This is a genomic window from Marinilactibacillus piezotolerans (genome assembly GCF_900114235.1).
GTDB lineage: Bacteria > Bacillota > Bacilli > Lactobacillales > Carnobacteriaceae_A > Marinilactibacillus > Marinilactibacillus piezotolerans.
Window position 1 is genome coordinate 1 of the sequence record NZ_FOSJ01000037.1, and the last position, 22,651, is coordinate 22,651.

The window sequence follows — 22,651 nt, forward strand, 5'->3', positions numbered from 1 at the left end:
CTGAAATTTCTCTTCGAAATCATTGAACGTCGCTACGACTCCGGCTCCACCATCTATTGTACACAATTTAGAAAGTCAGATTGGCATAAAAGATTAGGAGGCGGTGTTCATGCGGACGCCATTATGGATAGAATCGTGCATAATGCCGTATGGTTTGATACAGGTCAATTAAATATGCGAGAACAGTTAGCTAAAGCAAGTACTAACTAAATCCTGTCACAACAAGCCACGCTTTCACCGAGCGTGGCTATTTAGTGGACTCTAAGCACGAACAAGTGGACTTGTAATGGATATTGAGAGACTCATTCTTGCGAATAGGCGGGTCTATAAGCGCGTAATAATCACATTTTTCAAACTACTGCGTATATCACTTTCATAGTGATCACCAATATATAATATTTCATTACCATTTAATTTAAGTCTATCTTCTATTACATCAAAAATTTTTTTGTTAGGTTTGGCTACTCCTAACTTCTCTGAAATAAAAAAACTATCGTGCTGAATATATTTATTTATACCCAGATTATGCAATTTTTTTAACTGTGTCTTTTCAGGACCATTTGTTAATATAAATAATTGAACATTTACAGTTTTTAAATAATCGATTAATTTTTTCATTCCAGGTCTAATTTTTATCTGATCTCTAAAATGAAGACATACACTATTGAAAATGAGTGCTTGCTCATTACTTAGTTCCCATCCCAGTTCCTTATAAGTGTCTATAACCCGATCTGTTTTATAATCCAATTCCCCTTTTATTCCTTTAACAAAATTTTGAAATTCTATGAGCGATTTCCGCTGAAATACTTGATTAAATTCTTCAAAAGAAGTTTTAGTTGAAAGAATATTTCTTTCCATAATAGTGTATGCTTTTTCATAAACTTGATTTCTATCATATAATGTATCATCTAAATCTAACCCTACTGCCTTAATCATTTTATTCCACCTTACCTTATAAATCTGTTTAATCTTTTTCTATAAGAAAATATATTAACTATTTTTTAAAATAAATTTTTCGATGGCATATTGAACACCATCTTCATCGTTACTTAGAGTTACATAATCTACACTGTTTAGTACTTCTGGAACTGAATTCTTCATACCAATAGATACACCGGCAATTTTTATCATAGGTAAATCATTTAATCCATCCCCAATAACCACGATATCTTTTTCATCAATTTTAAGCTGTTTCGCTAATGATAATATAGAACTTCCTTTATCAATCCCTTGAGGCAGAAATTCAATTAAATAAGGTTGTGAGAAAACAATACTAAATTGACGAAAGAACTGTTGTGGAATCATATTTGTTACTTCTTTCATTCTTTCAGGTTGGAAAAACAACAATACTTTCGCGATAATATCCAAATTCTTAATATTCTCTAATTTAATTTCTTTCATTTCCATTTTGTTTAAACCAGCATCATATTTCATTAAATTGGTTGTTTTTTCAGCGGTAGTATAAAATTCTTTAGAATCTAATACCGCCACATCTACGTTTATTCTTTTAGCAAACTGTTGAATTTCCATAAACTCAAGTAAATTCAAACTATAACTTTTTGTAGTATTCATTTTGGGATCTACAATAATGCTTCCATTTAAACCAATAATATATAGATTTTGCTTGATTTTCTCTGGAATCATGTTTATGACTCCTTTTAATGGTCTGCCTGTTGTTAAAACTAGATGAAAATCTTTTTTAGTATCTAATTTTTCCAAGAAATTAAGTTGTTTATTAGTAATATAATTTTGAGAATTCAAAAGTGTTCCGTCCATATCAATTGCTATTAATTTCATATACCCTCCTAATGTAAAAAGAATGAAGGAAAATAATTCTTCCTTCATTCTAATTCAATTATTTTATTCGAAACCTTCGTCAGCTTTACCTTTATTCCAAATTTCATTATGGCTTACCAAATCATTAATATCTCCAATTTTATATCCTTTAGAATAAAATCCATCAAGGATACCAAGTTTTTGAAAAATTGTTTGCTTATACGCAATTTCTGCATTCCATTCTACGGTATCAATAATCTGCAGAGCTTTATTTAGTGCTTCAACTCCATCTAATCCTGGTGTGAGAACTAAAACTCCGTGGCTATCTAATAAATATTCTTTAGGTAATCTTGAATCTTGCTCTAATTCACCTTTAACGATCGCTGCTAATTCAGGTGTAGTATTTGGCTCGAAATCAAGTACTTTGATATACTCAACTTTTTGTGTAGCTTCAGTAAGATTTGGCATATCTAAATGACTGGTTGCCCAAAACATAGCATTTGGGGCATGGGCATGGAATACACATTTAATTTCAGGATTTGTTTCATAACAAGCAAAATGCATATTAATTTCTCTTGTAACTTCTCCTTCACCAGCCACCTTTTCTCTCGTTTCTAAATCAACAACTAATACCTGAGATGCACTCAATACACCGTGATAAGTTTCAGACATCATAGATGGTGTCATAATAATGTAATCTTTTCCATTTTCATCTGTCGTCTTAAATGAGAAGTTTCCTCCTGCTGTATTAGTATTTTTTCGATAATAAGTTAACTCTACCGCTTTTGCTAAACTTTTTCTTTCATCTTCGAATAAAATTCTGCCTTTTGTCATCTAAATGATACCTCCAATTATTTTGCTTTCGATTTGTACAAAGCATTGTAAACTTGTTTAGAACTTTCCCTTTTCGCATCTTGCTTTTTATCATATTCTTGAAAAAGATCAGAATAACCTTTTCGGTATACTAAGAATGCTATAATTATAGTTAGTACATTATATAAAAAATTATTTGTATTTAACCCAACTAAGAATAAGCCACATGCAATCATCAATAATAAAATCCATATTATTCTATTATTTTTCATTAATAGCTTCATACCTTTCTGAAGGAATCTTTTCAGCATTCATAACTTTATAAAGCCATACATACAATGCTATAAAAATTGCTGCTCCTCCAATAGCTAACCAATTCCCTTTAAAAGCCTCTGCAAACATAATTCTGAATTCAGGAGCTTCGATAGTAGACCACGTAATTAAGCCACCCTCATCAACTTCTACAGCACCTGTTGTATTTGCTAATCCTGTAAGAATAGGTGCAAAGTAAGTTGCACTATAAAGATAAAGTGGTGTAAATAGGACCCCTAAAATTAACATTCTGTATAGGTTTCCTCCTGTTAAGAGTAATCCACCAACTGCAATTGAATAGTTTAATACGCCAGCAATAGGTAATACAATGTTTCCGGGTAAAAACAAGGAGAATCCAATGAACACAGGAACTATCAATATTAATGTAACCCATATTTCAGAACGGCCGGCTAGTACTGGCCAATCCATGCCGATGAAAACCTCTCTATCTTTAAATCTTTTCTTCATAAATTCACTCATTGCATCAGCTAATGGTGATAGTGATTGCATAAACAATTTACTTATCATTGGGAATAAAGTCATGGCAGTACCCACTTGAATTGCTAAATTCAATGATCCTGAAAGTCCATAAGCTCCAGCAAAGCCTAGTAATAATCCTATCAAAAATCCCATGACTGAATTTTCAGAAAAGATACCAATCTTTTTACGTAGAGCATCTGTATTCGCCTTTTTATTTAAAAACGGTACTTTATCCATTAATTTATTGATTGGCAACATCAAAACTGCTGAAAGAATCATAGGATGAGTTACTGTTACTAAAGGAATATTAGTTAAATCTTCAATATGTTTTTGGAACATATCTCCTAACTTCAACTCTACAATAACTTGAATCCCTGCTACTAAAAATCCTGCCCAAAGTTGTCCACTTACAAAATAAACTAAGTAAGCAGTTAAAGCTTTTCCCCAGACATTCCACATGTCAACGTTAAGTGTCTTCGTCCAGTTTAAAGTCAGCATAATAATATTGATGACAATCTGTATAGCAAAAAATACAAATGCATAAACCCAAGACCAGGTAATACTTGCCGCACCTGTCCAACCCAAGTCTAATGCTGGTAGCGAAATACCCGTATTTAAGGCAAGTGCTTCAGAAGCTGGTGCTACTGCATTTGACATAAACTCGATTACAAGGTTCATGCCTGTAAAAGCTACACCTAAGGTTAATGCAGAGATAAATGCTCTTTTAAGTGGCATTTTTGCGATAATACCTATAATAAAAATAATAATTGGAACAAATACTGCAGATCCTAGATTAAGGACCCATTGTATAGTACTTTCAAAAGCTCCCATTTTTTCCCACTTCCTTCTCTATTTTTTAGTAACTTCTACAATTTTTTCATACGTATCTTCTAAACCCATTCCGGTTAAGAAAGGAATACCCGGGAAAACAGATACTCCTAGTTTTTCGGCTTGATCTAAAACTTCTTGATCTGGCTTTGCAATATATACATAAATACTTGCACTTGGTAATTCATTTGTAATAGATTTATAATCCACTGCTTCTACTGGATAATCAATGTTGTCATTTTCAAATTTATTTTTAATTTTTTCAGCTATCGTTGTACTCGTTGCTACTCCACTACCGCATGCTACAATTAATTTTTTTGCCATTTTAAGTACCTCTTTCTATATATTAGTTTTTATTAATTCGTACATATCTTTCTCATCATCAATAGATTTTAGACTTTTTATGAAATTTTCATTCATAAAAAGTTCCATTAATTTTGATAATAGTCCTACTTGCTTATTTGGTTCTTTAATTCCTAAAAAGAAAAAATAATTACATTCTAATTCCGTATTATCTCCCATTTGGAGCATTTGAATGGGTCTATTATTTCGAGCAATATAAATAAATGGTTCTTTAATATATTCTGGATCCGAATGGGGTAGCGCAATATTTAAAGATTGGGTCGCTAAACCTGTTGGATACTTAGCTTCTCTATCGATAATACCTTCTAGATACCCCTCAGTAACATAATTTTTCCTATATAAATCCTCACCTACATTCTGAAACAATTCTTTTTGGTTCTTTCCATCTAAATGAATGTTCACAAGATCTGGGATTACCATGTTGTTATACATAACCAAAACCTCCTTTTTTGTTAATATTTTTTCTTTATAGTGTTATTATACTAACATTCTAGTTTTTGTCAACGCTTTCCATAACATTTTTTCAAAGGTATAATCCTTTATTTTACTAGCTTTATAAAAATATCATTTATTTTCTTTCAAAAAAATATGATATTTTTCACATCTTTTGTTATAATACAAACATATAATGTTAATCTATATAGTAGAAGGAGTGAATTAGTTGTTATGAAGAATGAACGACAAAAAAAAATAATCTCCATTTTGGAGGTAAATGAATATTGTTCAATCAGTGAACTGGCTAAAACATTGAATATTTCTGAGATGACTATTCGACGTGATATCAATGAATTGGAAAAAGAAAAATTATTATTTAAAGAACAAGGGGGGGCTCGAAGAAGAAACAGAGTATTATCTACTGATGAAAAAATTAATAAGCATATTGAAGAAAAAGAATATATAGGGACAGTCATGAATAGTATTATCCATGACAATGATGTGATTTTCATTGGTGCTGGTACAACTGTCTATCATGCAATAAAATCTATTGATAAATTGTATAAATCAATTATTACAAATAGTCTTTTTACTTTTAACTGGTTAGTACAAAATAAATTTGATAATATTTTTTTAACTGGCGGAGAACTTTATCAGCGTACTAGTGAATTTGTCGGGTTACATGCTGAATCTTTTTTTGATAATTTAAATATTGATATAGCATTTTTATCTACGAATGGAATATATAATGAAAATGTTACAACTTCGAACCCCTCATTAGGTCGTTTACAAGTTAAAGTAATGAATGCTTCTAAAAAAAATATATTGATTGCTGACAGTTCAAAATTTGATTATTCTGACATGTACACTTTCACTACATTAGACAAAATAGATAGCGTTATTACGGATAATAAAATATCTGATGAGAAATTTGAATATTACAGCAAATATACAAAAATGATAAATAGGAGGATAGACTCATGATTTTAACTATTACTCTTAATCCTTCTATGGATTATATATATCATATTGATCATTTTAATCTCGGAAAACAAAATAGATTCAATACTCCTACAAAAATGCCCGGTGGAAAAGGAATAAATGCTTCTCGTACGATCGCCTCTTTAAATACAGAGGTACTAGCTTTTATTTTTCTTGGGGGGACTAACGGGAAAATAATTTACAAAGAATTACAAAAAGAAAAATTTTCTAATTACCATATCAAAATTGAAGAAGAATCCAGAAACGCCATAACTATTATGCATGATAATGAAACTCATACCGAAATTGTTGAAAAAGGGCCTTTAATATCTGAAGAGAAAAAAATAGAGACTTTTAATTCTATTCTTGAAATTATTAGCGCAAATCATATCAACATTGTCAGCGTTAATGGTTCAGTAAACAGTGAAAATGAATTTTTTTATAATGAATTGTTAGAAGTTCTTAGAACAAAGATTAATCATGAAATAATTATTTTAATGGACGTTTCAAAAGAAAAATTAAAAAATATTGTAAATAAAAGTAAATATCGACCAGATTTTATTAAACCTAATCTCTTCGAATTTGGGGAGCTTTATGATAAAGAAATTACAGAAAAATCTGAAGTTATAGAGATGCTTAAACTGCATAATATAGATATCCCCTATGTATTAGTATCGTGTGGAGGAGATGGAGCAGTAGCAAAAATGAAAAACAAAATTTATGATGTAAGTATCCCAAGCATTCAGCTAGTTAATCCTACTGGTTCTGGAGATGCTACTGTAGGTGGAGTCGCTTACTCATTTGAGAATCACTTTAGTGACGAAGAAATTCTTAGACAAGCTATGGCTTGTGGTGTAGCAAATGCAATGGAATCGGGTGTCGGAGTTGTTTCGCAAGAAAATGTGAATGCTATTTCTAAGCAAATAACGATCAAAGAAGTACATTCTTTTTAAAAATCTATGACTAATTAAATAAAAAACATTGATATAATGCTTGCCTATAAATATCAATGTTTTTTATTATATATTCTCTTTTCCAATTTGATTCTGTTTCATTCCAACCTTAAACTTACTAATATATATAATTTATATTTTTTCTTTAAAAATTTTTAGGACATTAGAGGTTCTTCCTAATATATCTTCCCTTTTAGAATGCCAAAAACAAACAAAGAAATCGCATATAATTTTATCAAAAAAATCCCAGTCTAAACCTATGAAATTGTTTCAAAATAATCATTAATAAATTATGGTTAAAAGCTATAAAAATAGAAAAGATCTCTTTAAAAAGAGATCTTTTCTATATAATTTTAACTAAAATAAATCTAACGTTTTACTCTACTTGTTTCTGCTCTCTCTCATAAATACCACCTTTGCCAAAGAAATCTTTTGTAGATTTAGCAATGACTGGACTTAGAATCAATAATCCTATCAGGTTAGGTAGAGCCATCAATCCATTTAGCGTATCGGCTAATGCCCAGACTACTCGCAGACCTCCAACTGATCCAATCACAATTAATGGTAGATAAACTAGTCGATAGATAATGATGGATTTTGGTCCGAATAAGTATTCCATGCAGCGTTCTCCATAATAAGACCAGCCTAGTAACGTTGAAAATGCAAAGAATATCAGTCCGAATGTCACGACATATCCACCATATGGTAATCCTTCTTCAAACGCTGCAGTCGTCAGTGGTGCACCATCGAGTCCAGTATCCCATGCTCCTGTCATAACGATAACTAAAGCAGTTATCGTACACAAAACGATTGTATCTGCAAACACTTCAAATACACCCCATAAGCCTTGTCTTACTGGGTGATCTGTGGTTGCTGCCGCATGTGCGATCGGCGCACTACCAAGACCCGCTTCATTCGTGAATATCCCTCTGGCAACACCATATCTTATAGAAAGCACAATAGAAGAGCCCACAAATCCTCCAGCCGCCGATGAACCCGTAAAGGCATCATGGAAGATCACTCTGAATGCTTCTGGTATCAAACGAATATTCAATAAAACAATACTCACACCACCGATAATATAGACAGCTGCCATAAATGGCACAATAATTTCTGTAACTTTTCCAATCGATTTGATTCCTCCAAGAATAACCAATGCGACTAATATCGCCAGTACGACTCCGGTTATTAAAGGATTGATCCCAAATGTAACATTTAAAGAATCCGCCACTGAATTGGATTGAACCATATTTCCGATTCCAAATGTCGCCAATGTTCCAAATACTGCAAAAATGACTGCCAGCCACTTCATATTAGCGCCTTTGCTTAAGTAATACATCGGTCCCCCGACAAACCGGCCGTCCTCTGTTTTCTCTCTATATTTAATAGATAAGACAACTTCACCATATTTTGTCGCCATACCAAACATTGCGGCGACCCACATCCAGAAAACTGCGCCTGGACCACCGATAGCTATCGCCGTTCCGACACCCGCAATATTCCCGGTGCCAACCGTTGCCGCTAAAGCTGTAGAGACCGCTTGAAAGGCTGTGACTTCTCCTTCTCCGACTTGGTCTTTTTTAAACATCTTAAAAAATGTTTCTTTAATTATATAACCGAATTTAGTAAAAGTAACAAAATGTATATATATCGTTAAAAAAATACCTGTTCCGAAAATCAGTAATAATAATGGCCATCCCCAAACCAGGTCATTAACAAACTCGTTGACCTTCATGATCCATTCCATAAAACCTTCCATACATCAGACTCCTTCAATTTACTTTTCATATTATAATTAATAATAATACCACATTAAAGAAGTCTGATGTTGAGCAAATTCATGAAAAGAATTAAGGTTGCGTTTACAGTTTTGTTTTTTAAATTTCCACTAACTAAACAAAATTTAATCCGGATAATTTACCTGTTTCTACCAAGATGGTACTAATGCTCCTTTAAATTCTTCTTCAATAAATTGTTTGATCTCAGGAGTCTTGTAATACTCTACAAATTGTGCCAATGCTTCGTCATCTTTATTTTCTGTTCGAGATACAATGTAGTTCACCTGGAATAAGTCATCTACATCTTCCATAAACAAACTTGTTTCAGCTGGATTCATTCCGGCATCAAGTACAAAGTTCGAGTTAATTCCTGCTGCTCCAACATCTTGTAATTGTGCTGGTAATTGAGCCGCTTCAGTTGTCACAAAATCCAGATTTAATGGATTTTCCTCAATATCACTAGTTGTTACCTCTATACTTGAACCTTCAGGCAGTGTAATCAGACCCGCATCTTCAAATAGTTGCAGTGCACGTCCTTCTTGGGTTGGTGAATTAGGAATTCCAATAACATCCCCTTCTTTGATTTCACTGATGTCACTATATTTTTCTGAATAAATCCCCATAGGAATAGTAACTGTCGGCTCTATTTTCGTTAAGTCATATCCGCTGTCTTCTACTACCGTATCTAAGAAAATGCCAGTCTGAAAGGAATTAATATCCAAATCACCTTCTGCTAAAGCTGTATTAGGTTTTACAAAGTCTGTAAAAGAAACGACTTCTATTTCCAGTCCATCTTCTGCTGCAATTTTTTTAACTTCGTTAACAATGTCTTCGTGCGGTCCCGCCGTGACACCAACTGTTAGGACACCATCACTCAACAAATCCTCAGATTCTGCAGAATCTGATTGTCCAGCTCCACACCCCGTTAAAATTACTCCTGTTGCTATAGTTGCTAATACTCCCCATTTTTTACTCATTCTAATTCCTCCAAATATTATTTTAATTTATCCCGTTTAAAAACTTACACTTTTACTGAGTAAGGTGATAATCGTGCAATTCGTCTGGCTGCTTCCAATAATCGGTCGTCTGGTTGGGACAACCCAATACGGACATAACCTTCTCCTAGACTTCCAAATCCATCTCCCGGAGCAACTAATACATGTGCTTCGCTCGCCAGGAATTCCATAAACTCTTCTGAAGTGAATTCTCCCGGTGCTTTCATCCAAATATAAAAAGAACCTTTTGGTTTGTTGATTTCAAGTCCACTTTCCGCTAATTCAGCTAAGAACAAATCGCGTCGTCGCTCATATGTAGCCGTCAATGCTCGGACAGATGACTGGTCTTCTCTTAATGCTTTCGCTGCTGCTCTTTGGATTCCCCCGTACCAGCCACAGCCAGTATGATCCTGCAGCAAATTGATTCCTTCGATGACAGAAGCGTTTCCGACTGCAAAGCCCATGCGCCATCCTGCCATATTATGCGACTTAGATAACGTAAAGAACTCAATTCCAATATCCTTAGCTCCAGGTGTCTGCAGAAAACTCAATGGTCGTTCGCCATCGAACCCGATTGTGCCATAAGCAAAGTCATGAGCCACACAAACATTATTCTTCTCTGCAAACGTAACTGTTTCAGCAAAAAATTCAGGCGTTGCCACTGCAGAGGTTGGATTATTCGGGTAATTTAAAAACATCAGTTTAGCTGCTGCAGCTGCCTCCTTACTGATCAGGTCATATCTCGGTAAGTACTGATTTTCTGCCAGCAAAGGCAATTCTGCTACTTCAGCACCTGCCAGGGCAATACCTGACAAATAGTCCGGATAAGTTGGATTTGGCAACAACACCATATCTCCAGGATTTAATAAACATTGACTGATCTCAACAATCCCAGCTTTTGAACCCTGTAGAATCGCTACTTCTTTCTGGGGATCAAGCGTTACTCCATACTCACGCAAGTAATACTCAGCAACTGCCTCTCTCAAGTAATCAAATCCTCTAGCTGGTCCATATTGATCATTTATCGGATCACTGGCAGCTTCTTTTAGTTCGTCCACAATAAATTCAGGTGCCGGCAAATCTGGATTTCCAACCCCTAAGTCGATCACATCGGTATATTTTTCTTTATACCCTTTCTTTTTTTCTGCAAGATAACTGAAATATTGTCTCGGCAATCGTTTTAATGTATCTGAAGTCTCGAAATTAACCATCTTTTATCCTCCGTTCTATTTAGATGATTTTACCTTTATATATTCTTCTAGCTCTACTATGGCGTTTGTCATTTCCCGTTGAGAAACTGGATAACCAGATTCTTTTAGAGTGGCATCCTTGACTATTTCCCCGGCGAATGTTTCTAATTGCTCATTTGTCAGGTAACTTAATTTCAAGTCTGCTAACGACTTGGGTAATTTTAATTCTTCATAGAAGTCAGTCATCTGATCTATTTCGCGCCATTTTCCCTCATAGGCTAACTGTATCATCACACCATAGGCTACTTTTTCACCGTGCAGGTATGCATGTGTTTCTGGAAAAACAGTGATTTTATCATGAACCGCATGTCCGATAGTTGTACGTGCATAGCCATCTCCCAGCCCGCCAACCAGACCACTCACAGCAATAATTGTTTCCACAACCTGAATGAAGGCTGATGTTAGTGACTGACCCTTTATGTCAGCTACCGCCTGCTCTCCATACTGAACAATGTTATTCTTACAATTCAAAGCTGCAGCTCGTGCCATAAGCAGAAATGCATTATTTTGGTGTGCTGGTTGCGACAAGATGACATCAGATTCATACCATTTGGCTATCGTATCCGCCACTCCGGCAATAAAATAATTTACTGGAGAATCAAGCACCAGCTTCGGTTCAATCAGCAATATCCCTACTTGCTTAGAATGAATATCATGTCCCAAGCAAACACCGTCAGCTGTATACATTACACTTAAAGGTGTCCAAGGTGCACAGTTACTTGCTAGAGTTGGAATCAAGATAGAGTTTACTTCCGGAGTTTTAGCGGCTGCATATTTGACTGTATCCATTAGTTTACCGCCACCTACACCAATAATGGCATCGGCATTTATTTGACTGGCAAAATCTGCGATGCGCTCAACTTCTTCATAAGTACATTCTCCATTAAATGCACTCAACTCTATTTCAACATCGCTTCCCAGCAGCTCTGACAGAAAAGGTTGGGCAATTTCCCAAGAGGTTGTTCCATGGATGATCACAATTTTATGAATATCATGTTTATTAAGTCTTTCATTCAGTGAATCTAATACACCTACTCTGCATTCATACTCTTGAGGACCCGTTCTCACGATTAATGACATATCTTTATCCCTCCAATTTTTCAAAAAAAAATTCCGCCCTCACACAAATAAACTTTGTGCAAGGACGGAAAATAAAATTCTCTCGCGTTACCACCTTGATTTACAACCACTTCACAGTGACTGCCTTAACCAGTGCGTTCAGTCCTATAGACTTACTGATACTGTGGCGCTTTATCGGGCGCACCCGTAACGGTTTGAAGTTCACAGAACCTTCGACCGTTTCACTCCAAGACCATCTTCCATCCCATTTCCGCTACCTCATCCCACCAACAGAGGCTCTCTATAAACATACTCCAGAATGTACTCTTCTCTTCAACGTGCAAGTATTATACTCTTTTTAATATTTATCTAATCATGATTTAATTTCCATAATAATAGCAGTCTAAAAATCATTTGTCAAATGTATTTATATATATATTCCTGATCCAGATCATCAATCCTATAATGGCTCCGATTCAAGTGATATCACCCCAGCTCCGGCACAATTACTAAGATGAATTTCCTCTATTTCACTCTTTTAAAAGTTTAGATTATTATTTTTATCTATTAGGTCTTCGCTAAAATTACTCATCTCTATAAAGTTATATTTTCCACCGTTGGTTTCCTGCACTTTTTCACCTATATAGTTAAATTCAACTTGTTCATATAACTTTATAGCTCTCTGATTGAAGTCCGCTACTGATAACCATACTTTTACATATGAGTGTTCTTCTTTTATGTACTGCAAGATTGTTGTAACAAAGTTCTTCCCCAATCCTTTCCCTGTTAAATCAGGTTTCAATCCCAGACCAAGTTCGATTTCATTCTCTCCTGACTCTTTAGGGAAAACACCAAAGAATCCAATCAAATTATGATTCTTTAATACTGAATAATAGTGATCACCACGAGATACAGGGTCAATAATTTCTTCATAGTCTTCCCGATCCACTGTCATATCGTAAAAATCATATGGCTGTGGATACTTCCATTCGTCCGCAATCTCGATAGCTTCTCTTTGATTCATTAATCTGATTTGTATGTTATCCATTATCTGTTTTACTCCTTTTTAATTTCCTTTATTACAAACTAGTTGTTGCAACTGATACTATTGCTTTTCCTATTGAACAATTATAATACGCCAAATTTTAATATTATACTTATTGATTATTTTACAATTTAAATTTTACTTTTCATAGTCTTCATGTATTGTCTGAGAACTACAAATTATTAACCGTTACTTCGTAAACTTTAGTATGCCGACCTGTTTCAGGTAAAATATCATCAAAGTATATCTTCCTTCTAGCTAGTTTCTTATTCAGTAATGTTTTCTTTGTAAATGCCTATCTATTCTAATTAATTCATGTGAATGACTATAAGTTAGTTTAATTTAGATTAAAAGAAAATAATGTTCATTCCGTTTGAATAAAATTCACAATTGGAATAGAATTGAGATGTCAAATCATATAGGAGGATCATATAATGAGATACACAAGTGGAAACTACGAAGCATTCGCAAGAAGTCGGAAACCTGAAGGCGTTGATGAAAAGAGCGCTTATATTGTCGGTGCTGGCTTGGCCGGATTATCAGCTGCTGTTTTTTTGATACGAGATGGACATATGCAGGGTGAAAATATTCACATTTTCGAAGAGCTGTCCCTTTCAGGTGGTTCTTTGGATGGAACCTTTATTCCACACGACGGGTTTGTTACTCGTGGTGGTCGTGAAATGGAAAGTCATTTTGAGTGTTTATGGGATCTTTTTCGCTCTATTCCTTCTCTTGAAGTAGAAGATGCTTCTGTCTTAGATGAGTTTTACTGGTTAGATCACGATGATCCAAACTCTTCTAATTGTCGTATTATCCATAACCGTGGAGAACGTGTTCCAGATGATGGACAGTTTACATTATCGGAAAAAGCACAAAAAGAATTAGTTGAATTATTCATGACTTCTGAAGACCAATTAATTGGTAAAAAAATTGAAGATGTCTTTAGTGATGAATTTTTCGAATCAAATTTCTGGTTGTATTGGTGTTCAATGTTTGCGTTTGAAAAATGGCATTCTGCAATTGAAATGAGACGCTACGTAATGCGCTTTATTCACCATATTAAAGGGTTACCTGATTTTACTGCATTAAAATTTACTCGTTTTAATCAATATGAATCTTTAGTTAAACCTTTGCTAACATTCTTAAAAGATAAAGGTGTCGACTTCCAATATGAAACACAAATCAATAATATCCAAGTTGACATTGATACCGAAACAAAAGTTGCACGCAATATTTTATTGACCAAAGATGAAGAAACACAAGAAATCCCTTTGACTGAAAATGATTTAGTTTTTGTTACAAATGGATCTATAACGGAAAGTTCTACACAAGGAGACCATTACACACCGGCACCTATAACACATGACTTAGGCGGAAGCTGGAAACTTTGGAATAACTTAGCCAAACAATCTCCAGAATTCGGGCATCCAGAAGTCTTTTATGAAAATCTTCCAGACGAAAGCTGGTTTGTTTCAGCAACCGTTACTTGGGAAAATTTTGATATTGAGCCTTATATTTCTCGTTTAACACGACGGAAATTGAGAACAGGAAAAGTCGTTACCGGTGGCATAATCACTATTAAGGATTCAAACTGGTTAATGAGCTTTGCAATACACCGTCAACCACATTTCAAGGGACAAAATGATCACCAAACGATTATGTGGGTATATGGCCTTTTATCAAATAAACCAGGAAATTATATAAAAAAACCAATCGAGCAATGTTCCGGTCAGGAGATTGTACAGGAATTAATGTATCATCTAGGAATAGTGGAAGAAGATATTCAAATGCTATCTGAAAAATCTTGTAAAGTGATTCCTGTTTATATGCCTTTTATTACTTCGTACTTTATGCTCAGAGAACCGGGAGACCGACCTTTAGTGGTTCCAAACGGATCAAAAAACTTGGCCTTTATCGGGAATTTTTCAGAAACAGAACGCGATACTGTATTTACTACTGAATATTCTGTCAGAACGGCTATGGAAGCTGTTTACCAGTTACTAAATGTCGAACGTGGTGTTCCTGAAGTTTTTGCTTCTGCTTATGATATTCGCACACTTGCTGATGCGATCTACTACTTGTCAGATAAACAGAAGCTCACAAAAGCTGATCTTCCTTTTGTAAAAAGAAAATTGGTAGATGCTGCTATTAAAAAAACTCAGCATACGTATATAGAAGAGATTCTAAAAGAAGCAAACCTTATTTAACAGCTTCTTATCCATTGTTTCCCATTTGAAACAATTCTTTATATGCAGAATGAGCGTTCCGAAAAATAAAATTACTGAAGAAAAAGCACGTAGACTCTATAATTTAGGGTATGGATGAAGAGATTCGTTCATACCTTTTTTATAGACTTTAAAATATGTTTATTTCAAGAGAAAGCAAATCCCCTACTATCTATCTTATTTCGATAAATCAAAAGTAAACATCCTATTATAATTATTGGTCTGTTCCTAATTCATACCATTTTATATCCTCATATCCGTATTCTCCGGTGGCTCTGAATAACAAGTCTCCATTCACTTTTGCGATTTCTACTGTATCATTGACTTTGTATACAAGCTTTCTTTCTTTCCCTTCAAGATCCATCTGATAAACACCATTGTCTTCTTCTAGATACATAGAACTTCTTCTATATAAGGAATAGAAAATCCCTTGTTCCGTTATGGTAAAGTTGGAGATGTTGTGTTCGACAAGTACTTCTGGTTCAGATTCTAAAGTCGTTTTCACACGGTACAGTCCTTCGTTTTCCCCAATATAGTAATAATAATTCTCCCACTTCACTAGATCGTGCATTTCTTCATTCATAATCGTGCTATGATAATTTCCAGGAGTATCTCGGATAATGGTTTTCAAATCTCCCTCCTCTTCAAAACTACTAATGATCAACTGGTTATTATATACAGCTAGATCTGTAGTAAATTCCGCATGTACACTTTAGACATCATTTCCATTAAGATCCATTTTGTATAAACTAGATTCATCCTCAGCATTAATAAAATAGATCCAGTTATCATAGATATGGAGTTGGGTTGCGCCACCCATCATATAAAGAGTCTCACTTTTTTCATTCTCTAAATTCATTCTTTTAAGTGCAGCCTTATCTTCTATAAAATCCTGCTCTGTGTAATAAAGCCAGTCTCCAACCAGATTCAGTTCTTCTATCTCCCTATTTTTTTCGGCTGTTACAAGAGTCTGACTATCTCTAAGTTCTTGTTTTGCTTTCTTGATTTGATAGCCCTCTTCTACATAAAAAATATATCTATCGTTCGCTACTGCGAAGCTGCCGTTATTAATATTTTCAACAGAGTTTCCTATTATCTGATCTTCCGGCATTTCAACTATGGTCTCTGCCTCCACAAAATTATTGTGGTATAAACGCTTTATCTCCCACAACATACCGCCATTAAGTATGGATGGGAAGATAATGGCAAAAGCTACAGCTCCAATTGTACTTTTATACCAGCCTTTTTCTTTTTTCTTGTCACGATCACTTGTATCCCCGCCAAGATCAATAATCAATTGGTCAACATAGTAATATGGACCTGCGAACTCAAGCCTATTTTGTTTATACTCTGCCGATATTTTACTATTAAGTACGATACGATTTGGAAAATCAAACCTTGGTCTAACGATCATTTCATTATTATGTAAAACCAGAACTTCCCATCGGTTTTCATTTAAGGTTTTTTTGACACCTTCAAAAGTCGGCAGATAAATTCCTGCTTTATGATACTGGTATCTTTTTATCAGAGGCACTAAATAACTCGATAAAGCAATTAAGAATAAAATAAAAGATTCTTCAAATAGATTATACAACTCTATATTGAACGTAACTTCCAAAATAACATATAAGATAAAAAATATGGGTATCAGATATCCCATAGTAGCACGCAATCCGATATCAATCCAATCTCTGATTTTTTCCATTCATACGATCCCCTTTTTTTGATTCAGATTAACTATTTATTGGTTTTTTCTCAAACTTCAATTGCTGTATTGTTCATATGTATTCCTATTAATTACTTCTATCTTAGCAAATCCTGCATTCATTAGAAACCGATTTTTAGTAAATCATTAACAACTTCCTATTTCTTAGAAGGTTACAGAATGATAGATAATAAAGCTAAAATATGTTAAGATAACACTACAATAGAATAGCAAAGCTTATTAAGAGCAAGCGGAGGGAATTGGCCCGATGAAGCTTCAGCAACCGACCTTTTGGCACGGTGCTAAATCCAACAAGTGTGAACTTGGAAAATAAGACCATCATTCAGGCGCACACTTCTTAATTACTAAGTGACGCTTTTTTTATTGCAGAAAATAAAAGGAGAGGTTAAGTAATGGAAGTAACAAATACTGAAGTAAAGCACTATTTCGAGGAGCTGCAGCAGCAATTGTTAGCTCAGCAGGCACACTGGGAGCAAGTCGATCCGTATCCTCACGCAGTAGGGGTTCTGATGCGCGCCAATCGACTCGGCTGGTACGAAAAGATCTTGCCTGAGATTGAGAATGCTATCCATACGCTAGAGGATATTGATTATAGAAAAGACTTTATCAATTAAAAGAATAAGGGGCAGTTATCTGACAGATAACTGCTCCTTATTCTTTTAAAAACTTATATATTTAACACCTTATAGAATAAATTAAATAAAGATTCTAAAAATTTTGGTCCTTTAAAATACTGAAGCATTCTAACTATAATCTTTTAGTCACGGATTTATACACTTCTTTATCACTTCTCTTACCGATTGCTAGAATTTGAATAATCTCCAAACCTTTTTTCGTCTCTCTGAAAACAACTCTTAAACCTGCTTTTTTATGTTTTAGCTTTCTACAGCCTGCAAGCTCTCCTCTTAGAGCTTCACCAACCTGCATACCATATTTTTCAATTTTCAAAATCGATTTTCTTATTAAAATCTGTTGCGATCTGTCTAACTTTTTAAAATCCTGAATAGCCTCTTCAATAAACTCAACTTTATATACCATTTATTTCCACTCATCTTCTTCATCAGGATCAAACTGCATTTCCATTAATGTTTTCCCAAATACTTCTTCGACTGTATAGGTTTCAGGACTTTCTTGTGTATCGTATCGAGCTAACCGCTCAGCAACTTTAGTTTCCAATACCTTTTCTTCTAACTCTTCAATCAAATCTAATAGCCCTTCATACTGTTGTTTCGAAATCATAACGCCCGCAACATTATCCCGATTCAAAATATATACACCTTGTTTTAATTCTTCGGATTTCTTAAAAATATCCATAGGACTTTTTTTCACATCTGAAATAGAGCCCTTTGGTATATTCCTAATCATTTCAATAGCCATCATATCTCCTCCTTTTTAATTTTAATTCTATTATATCATTTTTAAAAGTCTTTAAAAAGTCTTTTAAAATATTGAATTCTATAAAATTCTAACACTACTTATATATTGAACAGAATAACCAAAAAATCTCTAGTATGTATGATCAGAAAGTTCTTTATTATTGATGAGAGATAGCCCGATGACTCACTATAATGTAGGAAAGACTTGCTTTATCTTCAACTTTTGATACTCTAACTATAAATAAACTATTATATGAGTGGTTACCAGAAAGGATACTGATAGAATATGAAAGCATTGATCAACATTGATTATACAAATGATTTCGTGGCTGAAGACGGTACATTGACATGTGGAAAACCCGGACAAGCTATTCACGATAAGGTCTTATCCTTAACAAAAGAATTCTATGTAGCTGGCGAATTTGTGGCTTTTACAATCGACAAGCACACTGAAAATGATCCATACCATCCAGAGACTGGACTATTTCCTCCCCATAATATTGAAGGAACCGACGGACGTCTGCTCTACGGCGACTTGGAAGCTTATTACCAAGAAATCAAAAATGCCAAAACTGTTTACTACACGGATAAAAGACGGTACAGCGCGTTTAACGGGACAGACTTAGAAACAAAGCTGAGAGAACGAGACATTAAGGAAGTTCATTTAGTGGGTGTGTGTACAGATATCTGTGTCCTGCATACAGCGGTAGATGCTTATAACAAAGGGTTCTCGATCATCGTACATCAAGATGCTGTCGCTAGCTTTGATCAAGCTGGGCATGAATGGGCATTAAGACACTTTAAGAATACGCTTGGTGCAAAAGTCGTTTAGTTAACTATAGACAATAAAAATCTCCTCGATTCTATATATGGAATTGAGAGAGATTTTTTAATTCCAATTTGAAATGATGAATACCTACCTGAATATTTTGCAACTTATTGTTTTATTGAATACAATATAATGAGCGACAAATCTTAATGGTTATTTCAATCTGATCTTCACCATAATGGAGTGAGAATATGAAAGTATTTTTTAAATTTTTATTTATTATGAACATCGTTTCAGTTTTACTAAGTATCCTTTACCTTGTCTTCCCTATAGGGACTGTCTATCTGAATGGTTATGGCCTATTATTGATTGTTACACTGACCGGTAATATTATCGCCAGTGTAATTGGAAGCCAATCTATAAAGATAGATTATACTTACCTTATCCTGTCCGGTGTTGGACTTATAGCCGTGATGCTTTTAAACACAGTTGCTTCGTTGTCTCCCACGAATGCATCCTCTAGAAGTATACTATCGATTGGCATCCTTTTTTTAATGATGATCCTGGGCGCTATTGTCACTCGTACACCACATACAAAAAGGTCAACTAGAGGACCTTTTCTAGCACAAAGACAGTCAGAAAAGAAAACAAATAAAGTCATTAGAATCATCCTGATATTATTGTTAAGTATTGTCTTATTAATCGGTGCTTTTTTAGCATTCGTTATAGTAACGGGTATAGATGTAGGATTAGTCCAAGTCGTTATCTCTCAATATAGCTTATTTTACAGCTTGATCTTTCTCAGTATTGCAGGTCTTTTACTTAAAATTTCAAAAGTTAAGCTGCGGTCAATCATAGGAGTAATGATTTCAGTTTTAGGTGTCTCCTTATTTGTACTCTTCAATTTACCTTTACTCACTATACCTTCTTTGTTGAAGGATGCAGAAACCAACTACACTGAAGCATTTGGCGACGAATGGAAGACGATTGGAGAAGACGACTCCTTATTTATGAGCAGTCCAATATCTATTCCAGGTTACTTCTTTGGGGTACCTTCAACAGAATACAATGTTACTGAAGATATCTTGTTTTATGAAGGAACTGAAGGTGTGGACGAAGGACTGGAACTTCGGTTCGATGCATACACACCACCCGTCAATGCAGATCAACTCCCAGGACAAGGATCTACCTTGATACGCATTCATGGAGGCGGCTGGAATTCGGGTAATAAAGGATCCGAAAATTATTCGCAAATAAATAAATACTTTGCTGCTCAGGGATACGTCGTTTTTGACGTTCAGTATGGGTTGAATGACCAAGATCAGTTTGTCGAATTTGCTACTGTTCCTGATGAAATTGCGGGTGATTTTTCAATAGATGACATGGTACGTCATCTGGGAATCTTTACAACTTATCTGGCAGATCATCATGAAGAATACTCAGCGAATATAGACTCCGTTTTCATTTCAGGCGGTTCAGCGGGAGGACATCTGGCTAATGCTGTGGCACTGGGATTATCTAGTGGTGAATACACTGAGCTGTTAGACGACAGACTGACTGTCAATGGAATCATTCCTATCTATCCTGCAAACGGACTAGCTGGTTATCAAGATATCACCGGAGAAGACGAACTGGTCGATCCTGCCTTACTTGTAGAGAAAGATAGCCCACCTGCTTTAGTCTATCAGGGTCAGCACGACACAATCGTTGATCCACAAGTAGCCGAGAACTTTAAAGACGCTTATCTGGAAAATAACAACACCGAAATTGCCATCATCCGCATGCCTTACGGTGAACATGCCAGTGATTTGTACTTCCCTGGATTTTATAGTCAAACCTTCATATACTATATGGAAAGATTTATGTATCAGTATAGATAGATATGGACAGCTCCTATCTTCACGATGAAAATCACTTTCCATCTTTATTAATGTGACATTAAGTATATTTTTGACTTCATGCTTAACGTTGCTTTATCAATGTTGATAGAAATTACTTGATCGACTTTTTAAGTAGTATTTGAATTAATCTATTTTTTCTCTCACTATTAATTCTAAATTTCTTTCTAGTTATCTTTGCATAATATTTTTCAGGAGATTCTCTCAATTTTAGTCCTATTATCTACAATTTCTGAATTACATTGAAACTTTCATGCAAAAAAGAGTCGTATATCAAAAATTACTGTTATGATTTTTAAGTGAAAATTATTCTATTTACTTTGTAATTAATTGTAAGCGGTGAATAGGTGAACACCTACAAATAAAAATCGGACACTTCTATACTAAGAAATGTCCGATTTTTATGTTGAATGTCTAACGACAGTCGTTCTGCACTTTTGGATGCCATGGCAAATAAGCCTCCAAAGGTGTATTTTGTCGATTGGGGAGGTGAGTTAAGAGGTACTCCAGATATTTTCTTGGATGCAATCCGTTGGATTTGGCCGTTTCAACTAGGCTTAACATTGTTGCGACGGCCTGTGCACCTTCTATCGATTTAGAGAAAAGCCAGTTTTTTCTTCCCATAACGAGAGACTTGATGCCTCGTTCAGCCAGATTGTTAGAAAGTACAAGACGCCCGTCTTCCAGTACATTCATCATGCGCTCTTTCAGGTTCAATGCATAGTTGACCGCCGTGCCCAACTTCCCATGCGCCGTCAACGTTTCACACCAGTCAAAAAAAGCCTCAAGCTTGGGCTTTACTACTATTAGGCGCTGATCATACCGTTCATTGACAGATAAGTCCTTTAGGGACTTATCCAACGCAAATAACTCGTTACACAGCGTGACTCCCTTATGAGCGACACTCTTACTGGAATAGTTCTTTGGACGTGCTTCATAGAACTTTCTTCTGATATGTGCCAAGCAGGCAACCATCGTCATTCCTGGAAGATGGTTGTATCCAGAGAATCCGTCACTATGTAGATAGCCGGTATAGTTCTCTAAGAAATCTCTGGGAACAGATCCGCTGCGTGACGGACCTAGCTTGAAGATATGTATGGCTCGCTCGGCATATGCGCCGGTACTGAACAACCACATATAGGACTTTTGTCGCTCTTTGTCGTTTAGTACTTTGAAGGTCGTTTCATCGGCGTGTAGAACCTTCTGGTTCAAAAGGACTTTGTGCATTTCAGCCACCATTGACTACCGCCAGCGAAATGTACCAGCGCTGCCAAGTTTTGTACCACCCTTTGCCATGAAATGTACCAGTCATTGCCAACCTGTTTACCACTTATTAACTTCTGTATAATTAATGTGCATGCCTACGGCATTTAAGCCTAAAGCATGACATTTATTATATGGAGGTTTTTTTATGTTCCAATATAGGAAAGTATTGGAGATGAGGTCTGATGGCTTTTCGCTTCGAAGTATTCGTGCAGCTACTGGTCACTCAAGACAAAAAATAACGGAAGTCATTCGACTTGCGGAAAAAAAGGAGGTGACACTACCGTTAACAGATGAGATGACAGATAAATGGCTCGAAGAGTTTT

The 22,651-nt window shown here is 35.1% G+C and carries 24 protein-coding genes and 1 riboswitch; of the genes, 7 read left to right on the plus strand and 17 right to left on the minus strand.

The genetic code is table 11. From position 1 onward, the window contains the following. The coding region (locus BM212_RS08825; protein ID WP_177206406.1) for an ATP-binding protein at nt 1-210 on the plus strand (210 nt) is incomplete at its 5' end. Nucleotides 211-324: 114 nt separating this feature from the next. Here BM212_RS08825 and BM212_RS08830 read toward each other — a convergent pair. From BM212_RS08830 to BM212_RS08860, 7 genes are all read right to left on the minus strand, one after another. Further along, on the minus strand, nt 325-936 hold the full coding sequence (locus tag BM212_RS08830; RefSeq protein ID WP_091898135.1) for an HAD family hydrolase: 612 nt from the start codon (nt 934-936) through the stop codon (nt 325-327). Nucleotides 937-990: 54 nt separating this feature from the next. Then, nucleotides 991-1,797 (minus strand): Cof-type HAD-IIB family hydrolase, encoded by an 807-nt coding sequence (locus tag BM212_RS08835; RefSeq protein WP_072693359.1) that lies wholly within the window; start codon nt 1,795-1,797, stop codon nt 991-993. A gap of 63 nt (nt 1,798-1,860) precedes the next feature. Beyond that, nucleotides 1,861-2,610: a class II aldolase/adducin family protein gene (locus BM212_RS08840; protein WP_072693360.1), complete on the minus strand. Its 750-nt coding sequence runs from the start codon at nt 2,608-2,610 to the stop codon at nt 1,861-1,863. A 17-nt stretch (nt 2,611-2,627) separates the two neighbouring features. Then, the gene (locus BM212_RS08845; RefSeq protein WP_072693361.1) at nt 2,628-2,861 is read right to left on the minus strand and encodes a hypothetical protein; all 234 of its coding nucleotides are present in this window, start codon (nt 2,859-2,861) and stop codon (nt 2,628-2,630) included. Continuing rightward, on the minus strand, nt 2,851-4,212 hold the full coding sequence (locus BM212_RS08850; RefSeq protein WP_091898137.1) for a PTS galactitol transporter subunit IIC: 1,362 nt from the start codon (nt 4,210-4,212) through the stop codon (nt 2,851-2,853). The genes BM212_RS08845 and BM212_RS08850 overlap by 11 nt, the downstream gene beginning before the upstream one ends. Before the next feature lie 18 nt (nt 4,213-4,230). Next, nucleotides 4,231-4,533, minus strand: a complete 303-nt coding sequence (locus BM212_RS08855) for a PTS sugar transporter subunit IIB (RefSeq protein WP_072693363.1) — start codon at nt 4,531-4,533, stop codon at nt 4,231-4,233. A gap of 15 nt (nt 4,534-4,548) precedes the next feature. Continuing rightward, the gene (locus BM212_RS08860) at nt 4,549-5,004 is read right to left on the minus strand and encodes a PTS sugar transporter subunit IIA (RefSeq protein ID WP_072693364.1); all 456 of its coding nucleotides are present in this window, start codon (nt 5,002-5,004) and stop codon (nt 4,549-4,551) included. 234 nt (nt 5,005-5,238) lie between these two features. Here BM212_RS08860 and BM212_RS08865 point away from each other — a divergent pair, with 234 nt between their 5' ends. Both BM212_RS08865 and BM212_RS08870 read left to right on the plus strand, forming a co-directional pair. Continuing rightward, entirely contained in the window at nt 5,239-5,991 is a 753-nt protein-coding gene (locus BM212_RS08865) for a DeoR/GlpR family DNA-binding transcription regulator (RefSeq protein WP_072693365.1), read from the plus strand. Continuing rightward, entirely contained in the window at nt 5,988-6,941 is a 954-nt protein-coding gene (locus BM212_RS08870; RefSeq protein ID WP_072693366.1) for a 1-phosphofructokinase family hexose kinase, read from the plus strand. Before BM212_RS08865 ends, BM212_RS08870 begins: the two co-directional genes overlap by 4 nt. A 376-nt stretch (nt 6,942-7,317) precedes the next feature. On the opposite strand, the gene BM212_RS08875 is transcribed toward BM212_RS08870, so the two are convergent. The 5 genes from BM212_RS08875 to BM212_RS08895 form a co-directional block, all read right to left on the minus strand. After that, on the minus strand, nt 7,318-8,700 hold the full coding sequence (locus BM212_RS08875) for an alanine/glycine:cation symporter family protein (RefSeq protein WP_198033964.1): 1,383 nt from the start codon (nt 8,698-8,700) through the stop codon (nt 7,318-7,320). A gap of 168 nt (nt 8,701-8,868) precedes the next feature. After that, the gene (locus BM212_RS08880; protein WP_091898139.1) at nt 8,869-9,696 is read right to left on the minus strand and encodes a MetQ/NlpA family ABC transporter substrate-binding protein; all 828 of its coding nucleotides are present in this window, start codon (nt 9,694-9,696) and stop codon (nt 8,869-8,871) included. 44 nt (nt 9,697-9,740) lie between these two features. Next, nucleotides 9,741-10,925, minus strand: a complete 1,185-nt coding sequence (locus BM212_RS08885; RefSeq protein WP_091898141.1) for an aminotransferase class I/II-fold pyridoxal phosphate-dependent enzyme — start codon at nt 10,923-10,925, stop codon at nt 9,741-9,743. Between the two features lie 15 nt (nt 10,926-10,940). Then, nucleotides 10,941-12,044 (minus strand): iron-containing alcohol dehydrogenase family protein, encoded by a 1,104-nt coding sequence (locus BM212_RS08890; RefSeq protein WP_091898142.1) that lies wholly within the window; start codon nt 12,042-12,044, stop codon nt 10,941-10,943. Nucleotides 12,045-12,561: 517 nt separating this feature from the next. Then, a complete protein-coding gene (locus BM212_RS08895) occupies nt 12,562-13,071 on the minus strand; it encodes a GNAT family N-acetyltransferase (RefSeq protein WP_245750956.1) in 510 nt (169 codons plus the stop codon). A gap of 431 nt (nt 13,072-13,502) precedes the next feature. On the opposite strand from BM212_RS08895, the gene BM212_RS08900 reads away from it, so the two are divergent. Next, the gene (locus tag BM212_RS08900) at nt 13,503-15,275 is read left to right on the plus strand and encodes an oleate hydratase (RefSeq protein ID WP_091898144.1); all 1,773 of its coding nucleotides are present in this window, start codon (nt 13,503-13,505) and stop codon (nt 15,273-15,275) included. Between the two features lie 232 nt (nt 15,276-15,507). On the opposite strand, the gene BM212_RS12950 is transcribed toward BM212_RS08900, so the two are convergent. Beyond that, nucleotides 15,508-15,924: a hypothetical protein gene (locus BM212_RS12950; RefSeq protein ID WP_483869210.1), complete on the minus strand. Its 417-nt coding sequence runs from the start codon at nt 15,922-15,924 to the stop codon at nt 15,508-15,510. A gap of 81 nt (nt 15,925-16,005) precedes the next feature. Further along, on the minus strand, nt 16,006-16,998 hold the full coding sequence (locus tag BM212_RS12955; RefSeq protein ID WP_091898148.1) for a DUF5050 domain-containing protein: 993 nt from the start codon (nt 16,996-16,998) through the stop codon (nt 16,006-16,008). 234 nt (nt 16,999-17,232) lie between these two features. Next, a riboswitch (SAM riboswitch) is annotated at nt 17,233-17,335 on the plus strand. 76 nt (nt 17,336-17,411) lie between these two features. Here BM212_RS12955 and BM212_RS08915 point away from each other — a divergent pair. Beyond that, nucleotides 17,412-17,633: a hypothetical protein gene (locus tag BM212_RS08915; protein ID WP_091898150.1), complete on the plus strand. Its 222-nt coding sequence runs from the start codon at nt 17,412-17,414 to the stop codon at nt 17,631-17,633. Between the two features lie 133 nt (nt 17,634-17,766). Here the strand turns inward: BM212_RS08915 and BM212_RS08920 are convergent, their stop codons facing one another. Both BM212_RS08920 and BM212_RS08925 read right to left on the minus strand, forming a co-directional pair. Further along, nucleotides 17,767-18,057 carry a type II toxin-antitoxin system RelE family toxin gene (locus BM212_RS08920; protein WP_091898152.1) on the minus strand — a complete coding sequence of 97 codons (291 nt, stop codon included), beginning with the start codon at nt 18,055-18,057 and terminating at the stop codon, nt 17,767-17,769. Then, nucleotides 18,058-18,396 (minus strand): hypothetical protein, encoded by a 339-nt coding sequence (locus BM212_RS08925; RefSeq protein ID WP_218127222.1) that lies wholly within the window; start codon nt 18,394-18,396, stop codon nt 18,058-18,060. Between the two features lie 285 nt (nt 18,397-18,681). On the opposite strand from BM212_RS08925, the gene BM212_RS08930 reads away from it, so the two are divergent. Next, on the plus strand, nt 18,682-19,227 hold the full coding sequence (locus BM212_RS08930) for a cysteine hydrolase family protein (protein WP_091898154.1): 546 nt from the start codon (nt 18,682-18,684) through the stop codon (nt 19,225-19,227). 188 nt (nt 19,228-19,415) lie between these two features. Beyond that, on the plus strand, nt 19,416-21,044 hold the full coding sequence (locus BM212_RS08935) for an alpha/beta hydrolase (RefSeq protein WP_091898156.1): 1,629 nt from the start codon (nt 19,416-19,418) through the stop codon (nt 21,042-21,044). A 432-nt stretch (nt 21,045-21,476) separates the two neighbouring features. Here BM212_RS08935 and tnpC read toward each other — a convergent pair whose 3' ends face one another. Continuing rightward, nucleotides 21,477-22,301 (minus strand): IS66 family transposase, encoded by an 825-nt coding sequence (gene tnpC / locus BM212_RS08940; RefSeq protein WP_091898158.1) that lies wholly within the window; start codon nt 22,299-22,301, stop codon nt 21,477-21,479. Nucleotides 22,302-22,651: the final 350 nt, after the last annotated feature.

What these genes read in the sequence shown, in the direction of transcription:
- BM212_RS08830 (WP_091898135.1), bottom strand. Translation starts at nt 936, where the DNA reads ATGATTAAGGCAGTAGGGTTAGATTTAGATGATACATTATATGATAGA.
- BM212_RS08835 (WP_072693359.1), bottom strand. Translation starts at nt 1,797, where the DNA reads ATGAAATTAATAGCAATTGATATGGACGGAACACTTTTGAATTCTCAA.
- BM212_RS08840 (WP_072693360.1), bottom strand. Translation starts at nt 2,610, where the DNA reads ATGACAAAAGGCAGAATTTTATTCGAAGATGAAAGAAAAAGTTTAGCA.
- BM212_RS08845 (WP_072693361.1), bottom strand. Translation starts at nt 2,861, where the DNA reads ATGAAAAATAATAGAATAATATGGATTTTATTATTGATGATTGCATGT.
- BM212_RS08850 (WP_091898137.1), bottom strand. Translation starts at nt 4,212, where the DNA reads ATGGGAGCTTTTGAAAGTACTATACAATGGGTCCTTAATCTAGGATCT.
- BM212_RS08855 (WP_072693363.1), bottom strand. Translation starts at nt 4,533, where the DNA reads ATGGCAAAAAAATTAATTGTAGCATGCGGTAGTGGAGTAGCAACGAGT.
- BM212_RS08860 (WP_072693364.1), bottom strand. Translation starts at nt 5,004, where the DNA reads ATGTATAACAACATGGTAATCCCAGATCTTGTGAACATTCATTTAGAT.
- BM212_RS08865 (WP_072693365.1), top strand. Translation starts at nt 5,239, where the DNA reads ATGAAGAATGAACGACAAAAAAAAATAATCTCCATTTTGGAGGTAAAT.
- BM212_RS08870 (WP_072693366.1), top strand. Translation starts at nt 5,988, where the DNA reads ATGATTTTAACTATTACTCTTAATCCTTCTATGGATTATATATATCAT.
- BM212_RS08875 (WP_198033964.1), bottom strand. Translation starts at nt 8,700, where the DNA reads ATGGAAGGTTTTATGGAATGGATCATGAAGGTCAACGAGTTTGTTAAT.
- BM212_RS08880 (WP_091898139.1), bottom strand. Translation starts at nt 9,696, where the DNA reads ATGAGTAAAAAATGGGGAGTATTAGCAACTATAGCAACAGGAGTAATT.
- BM212_RS08885 (WP_091898141.1), bottom strand. Translation starts at nt 10,925, where the DNA reads ATGGTTAATTTCGAGACTTCAGATACATTAAAACGATTGCCGAGACAA.
- BM212_RS08890 (WP_091898142.1), bottom strand. Translation starts at nt 12,044, where the DNA reads ATGTCATTAATCGTGAGAACGGGTCCTCAAGAGTATGAATGCAGAGTA.
- BM212_RS08895 (WP_245750956.1), bottom strand. Translation starts at nt 13,071, where the DNA reads ATGGATAACATACAAATCAGATTAATGAATCAAAGAGAAGCTATCGAG.
- BM212_RS08900 (WP_091898144.1), top strand. Translation starts at nt 13,503, where the DNA reads ATGAGATACACAAGTGGAAACTACGAAGCATTCGCAAGAAGTCGGAAA.
- BM212_RS12955 (WP_091898148.1), bottom strand. Translation starts at nt 16,998, where the DNA reads ATGGAAAAAATCAGAGATTGGATTGATATCGGATTGCGTGCTACTATG.
- BM212_RS08915 (WP_091898150.1), top strand. Translation starts at nt 17,412, where the DNA reads ATGGAAGTAACAAATACTGAAGTAAAGCACTATTTCGAGGAGCTGCAG.
- BM212_RS08920 (WP_091898152.1), bottom strand. Translation starts at nt 18,057, where the DNA reads ATGGTATATAAAGTTGAGTTTATTGAAGAGGCTATTCAGGATTTTAAA.
- BM212_RS08925 (WP_218127222.1), bottom strand. Translation starts at nt 18,396, where the DNA reads ATGGCTATTGAAATGATTAGGAATATACCAAAGGGCTCTATTTCAGAT.
- BM212_RS08930 (WP_091898154.1), top strand. Translation starts at nt 18,682, where the DNA reads ATGAAAGCATTGATCAACATTGATTATACAAATGATTTCGTGGCTGAA.
- BM212_RS08935 (WP_091898156.1), top strand. Translation starts at nt 19,416, where the DNA reads ATGAAAGTATTTTTTAAATTTTTATTTATTATGAACATCGTTTCAGTT.
- tnpC (WP_091898158.1), bottom strand. Translation starts at nt 22,301, where the DNA reads ATGGTGGCTGAAATGCACAAAGTCCTTTTGAACCAGAAGGTTCTACAC.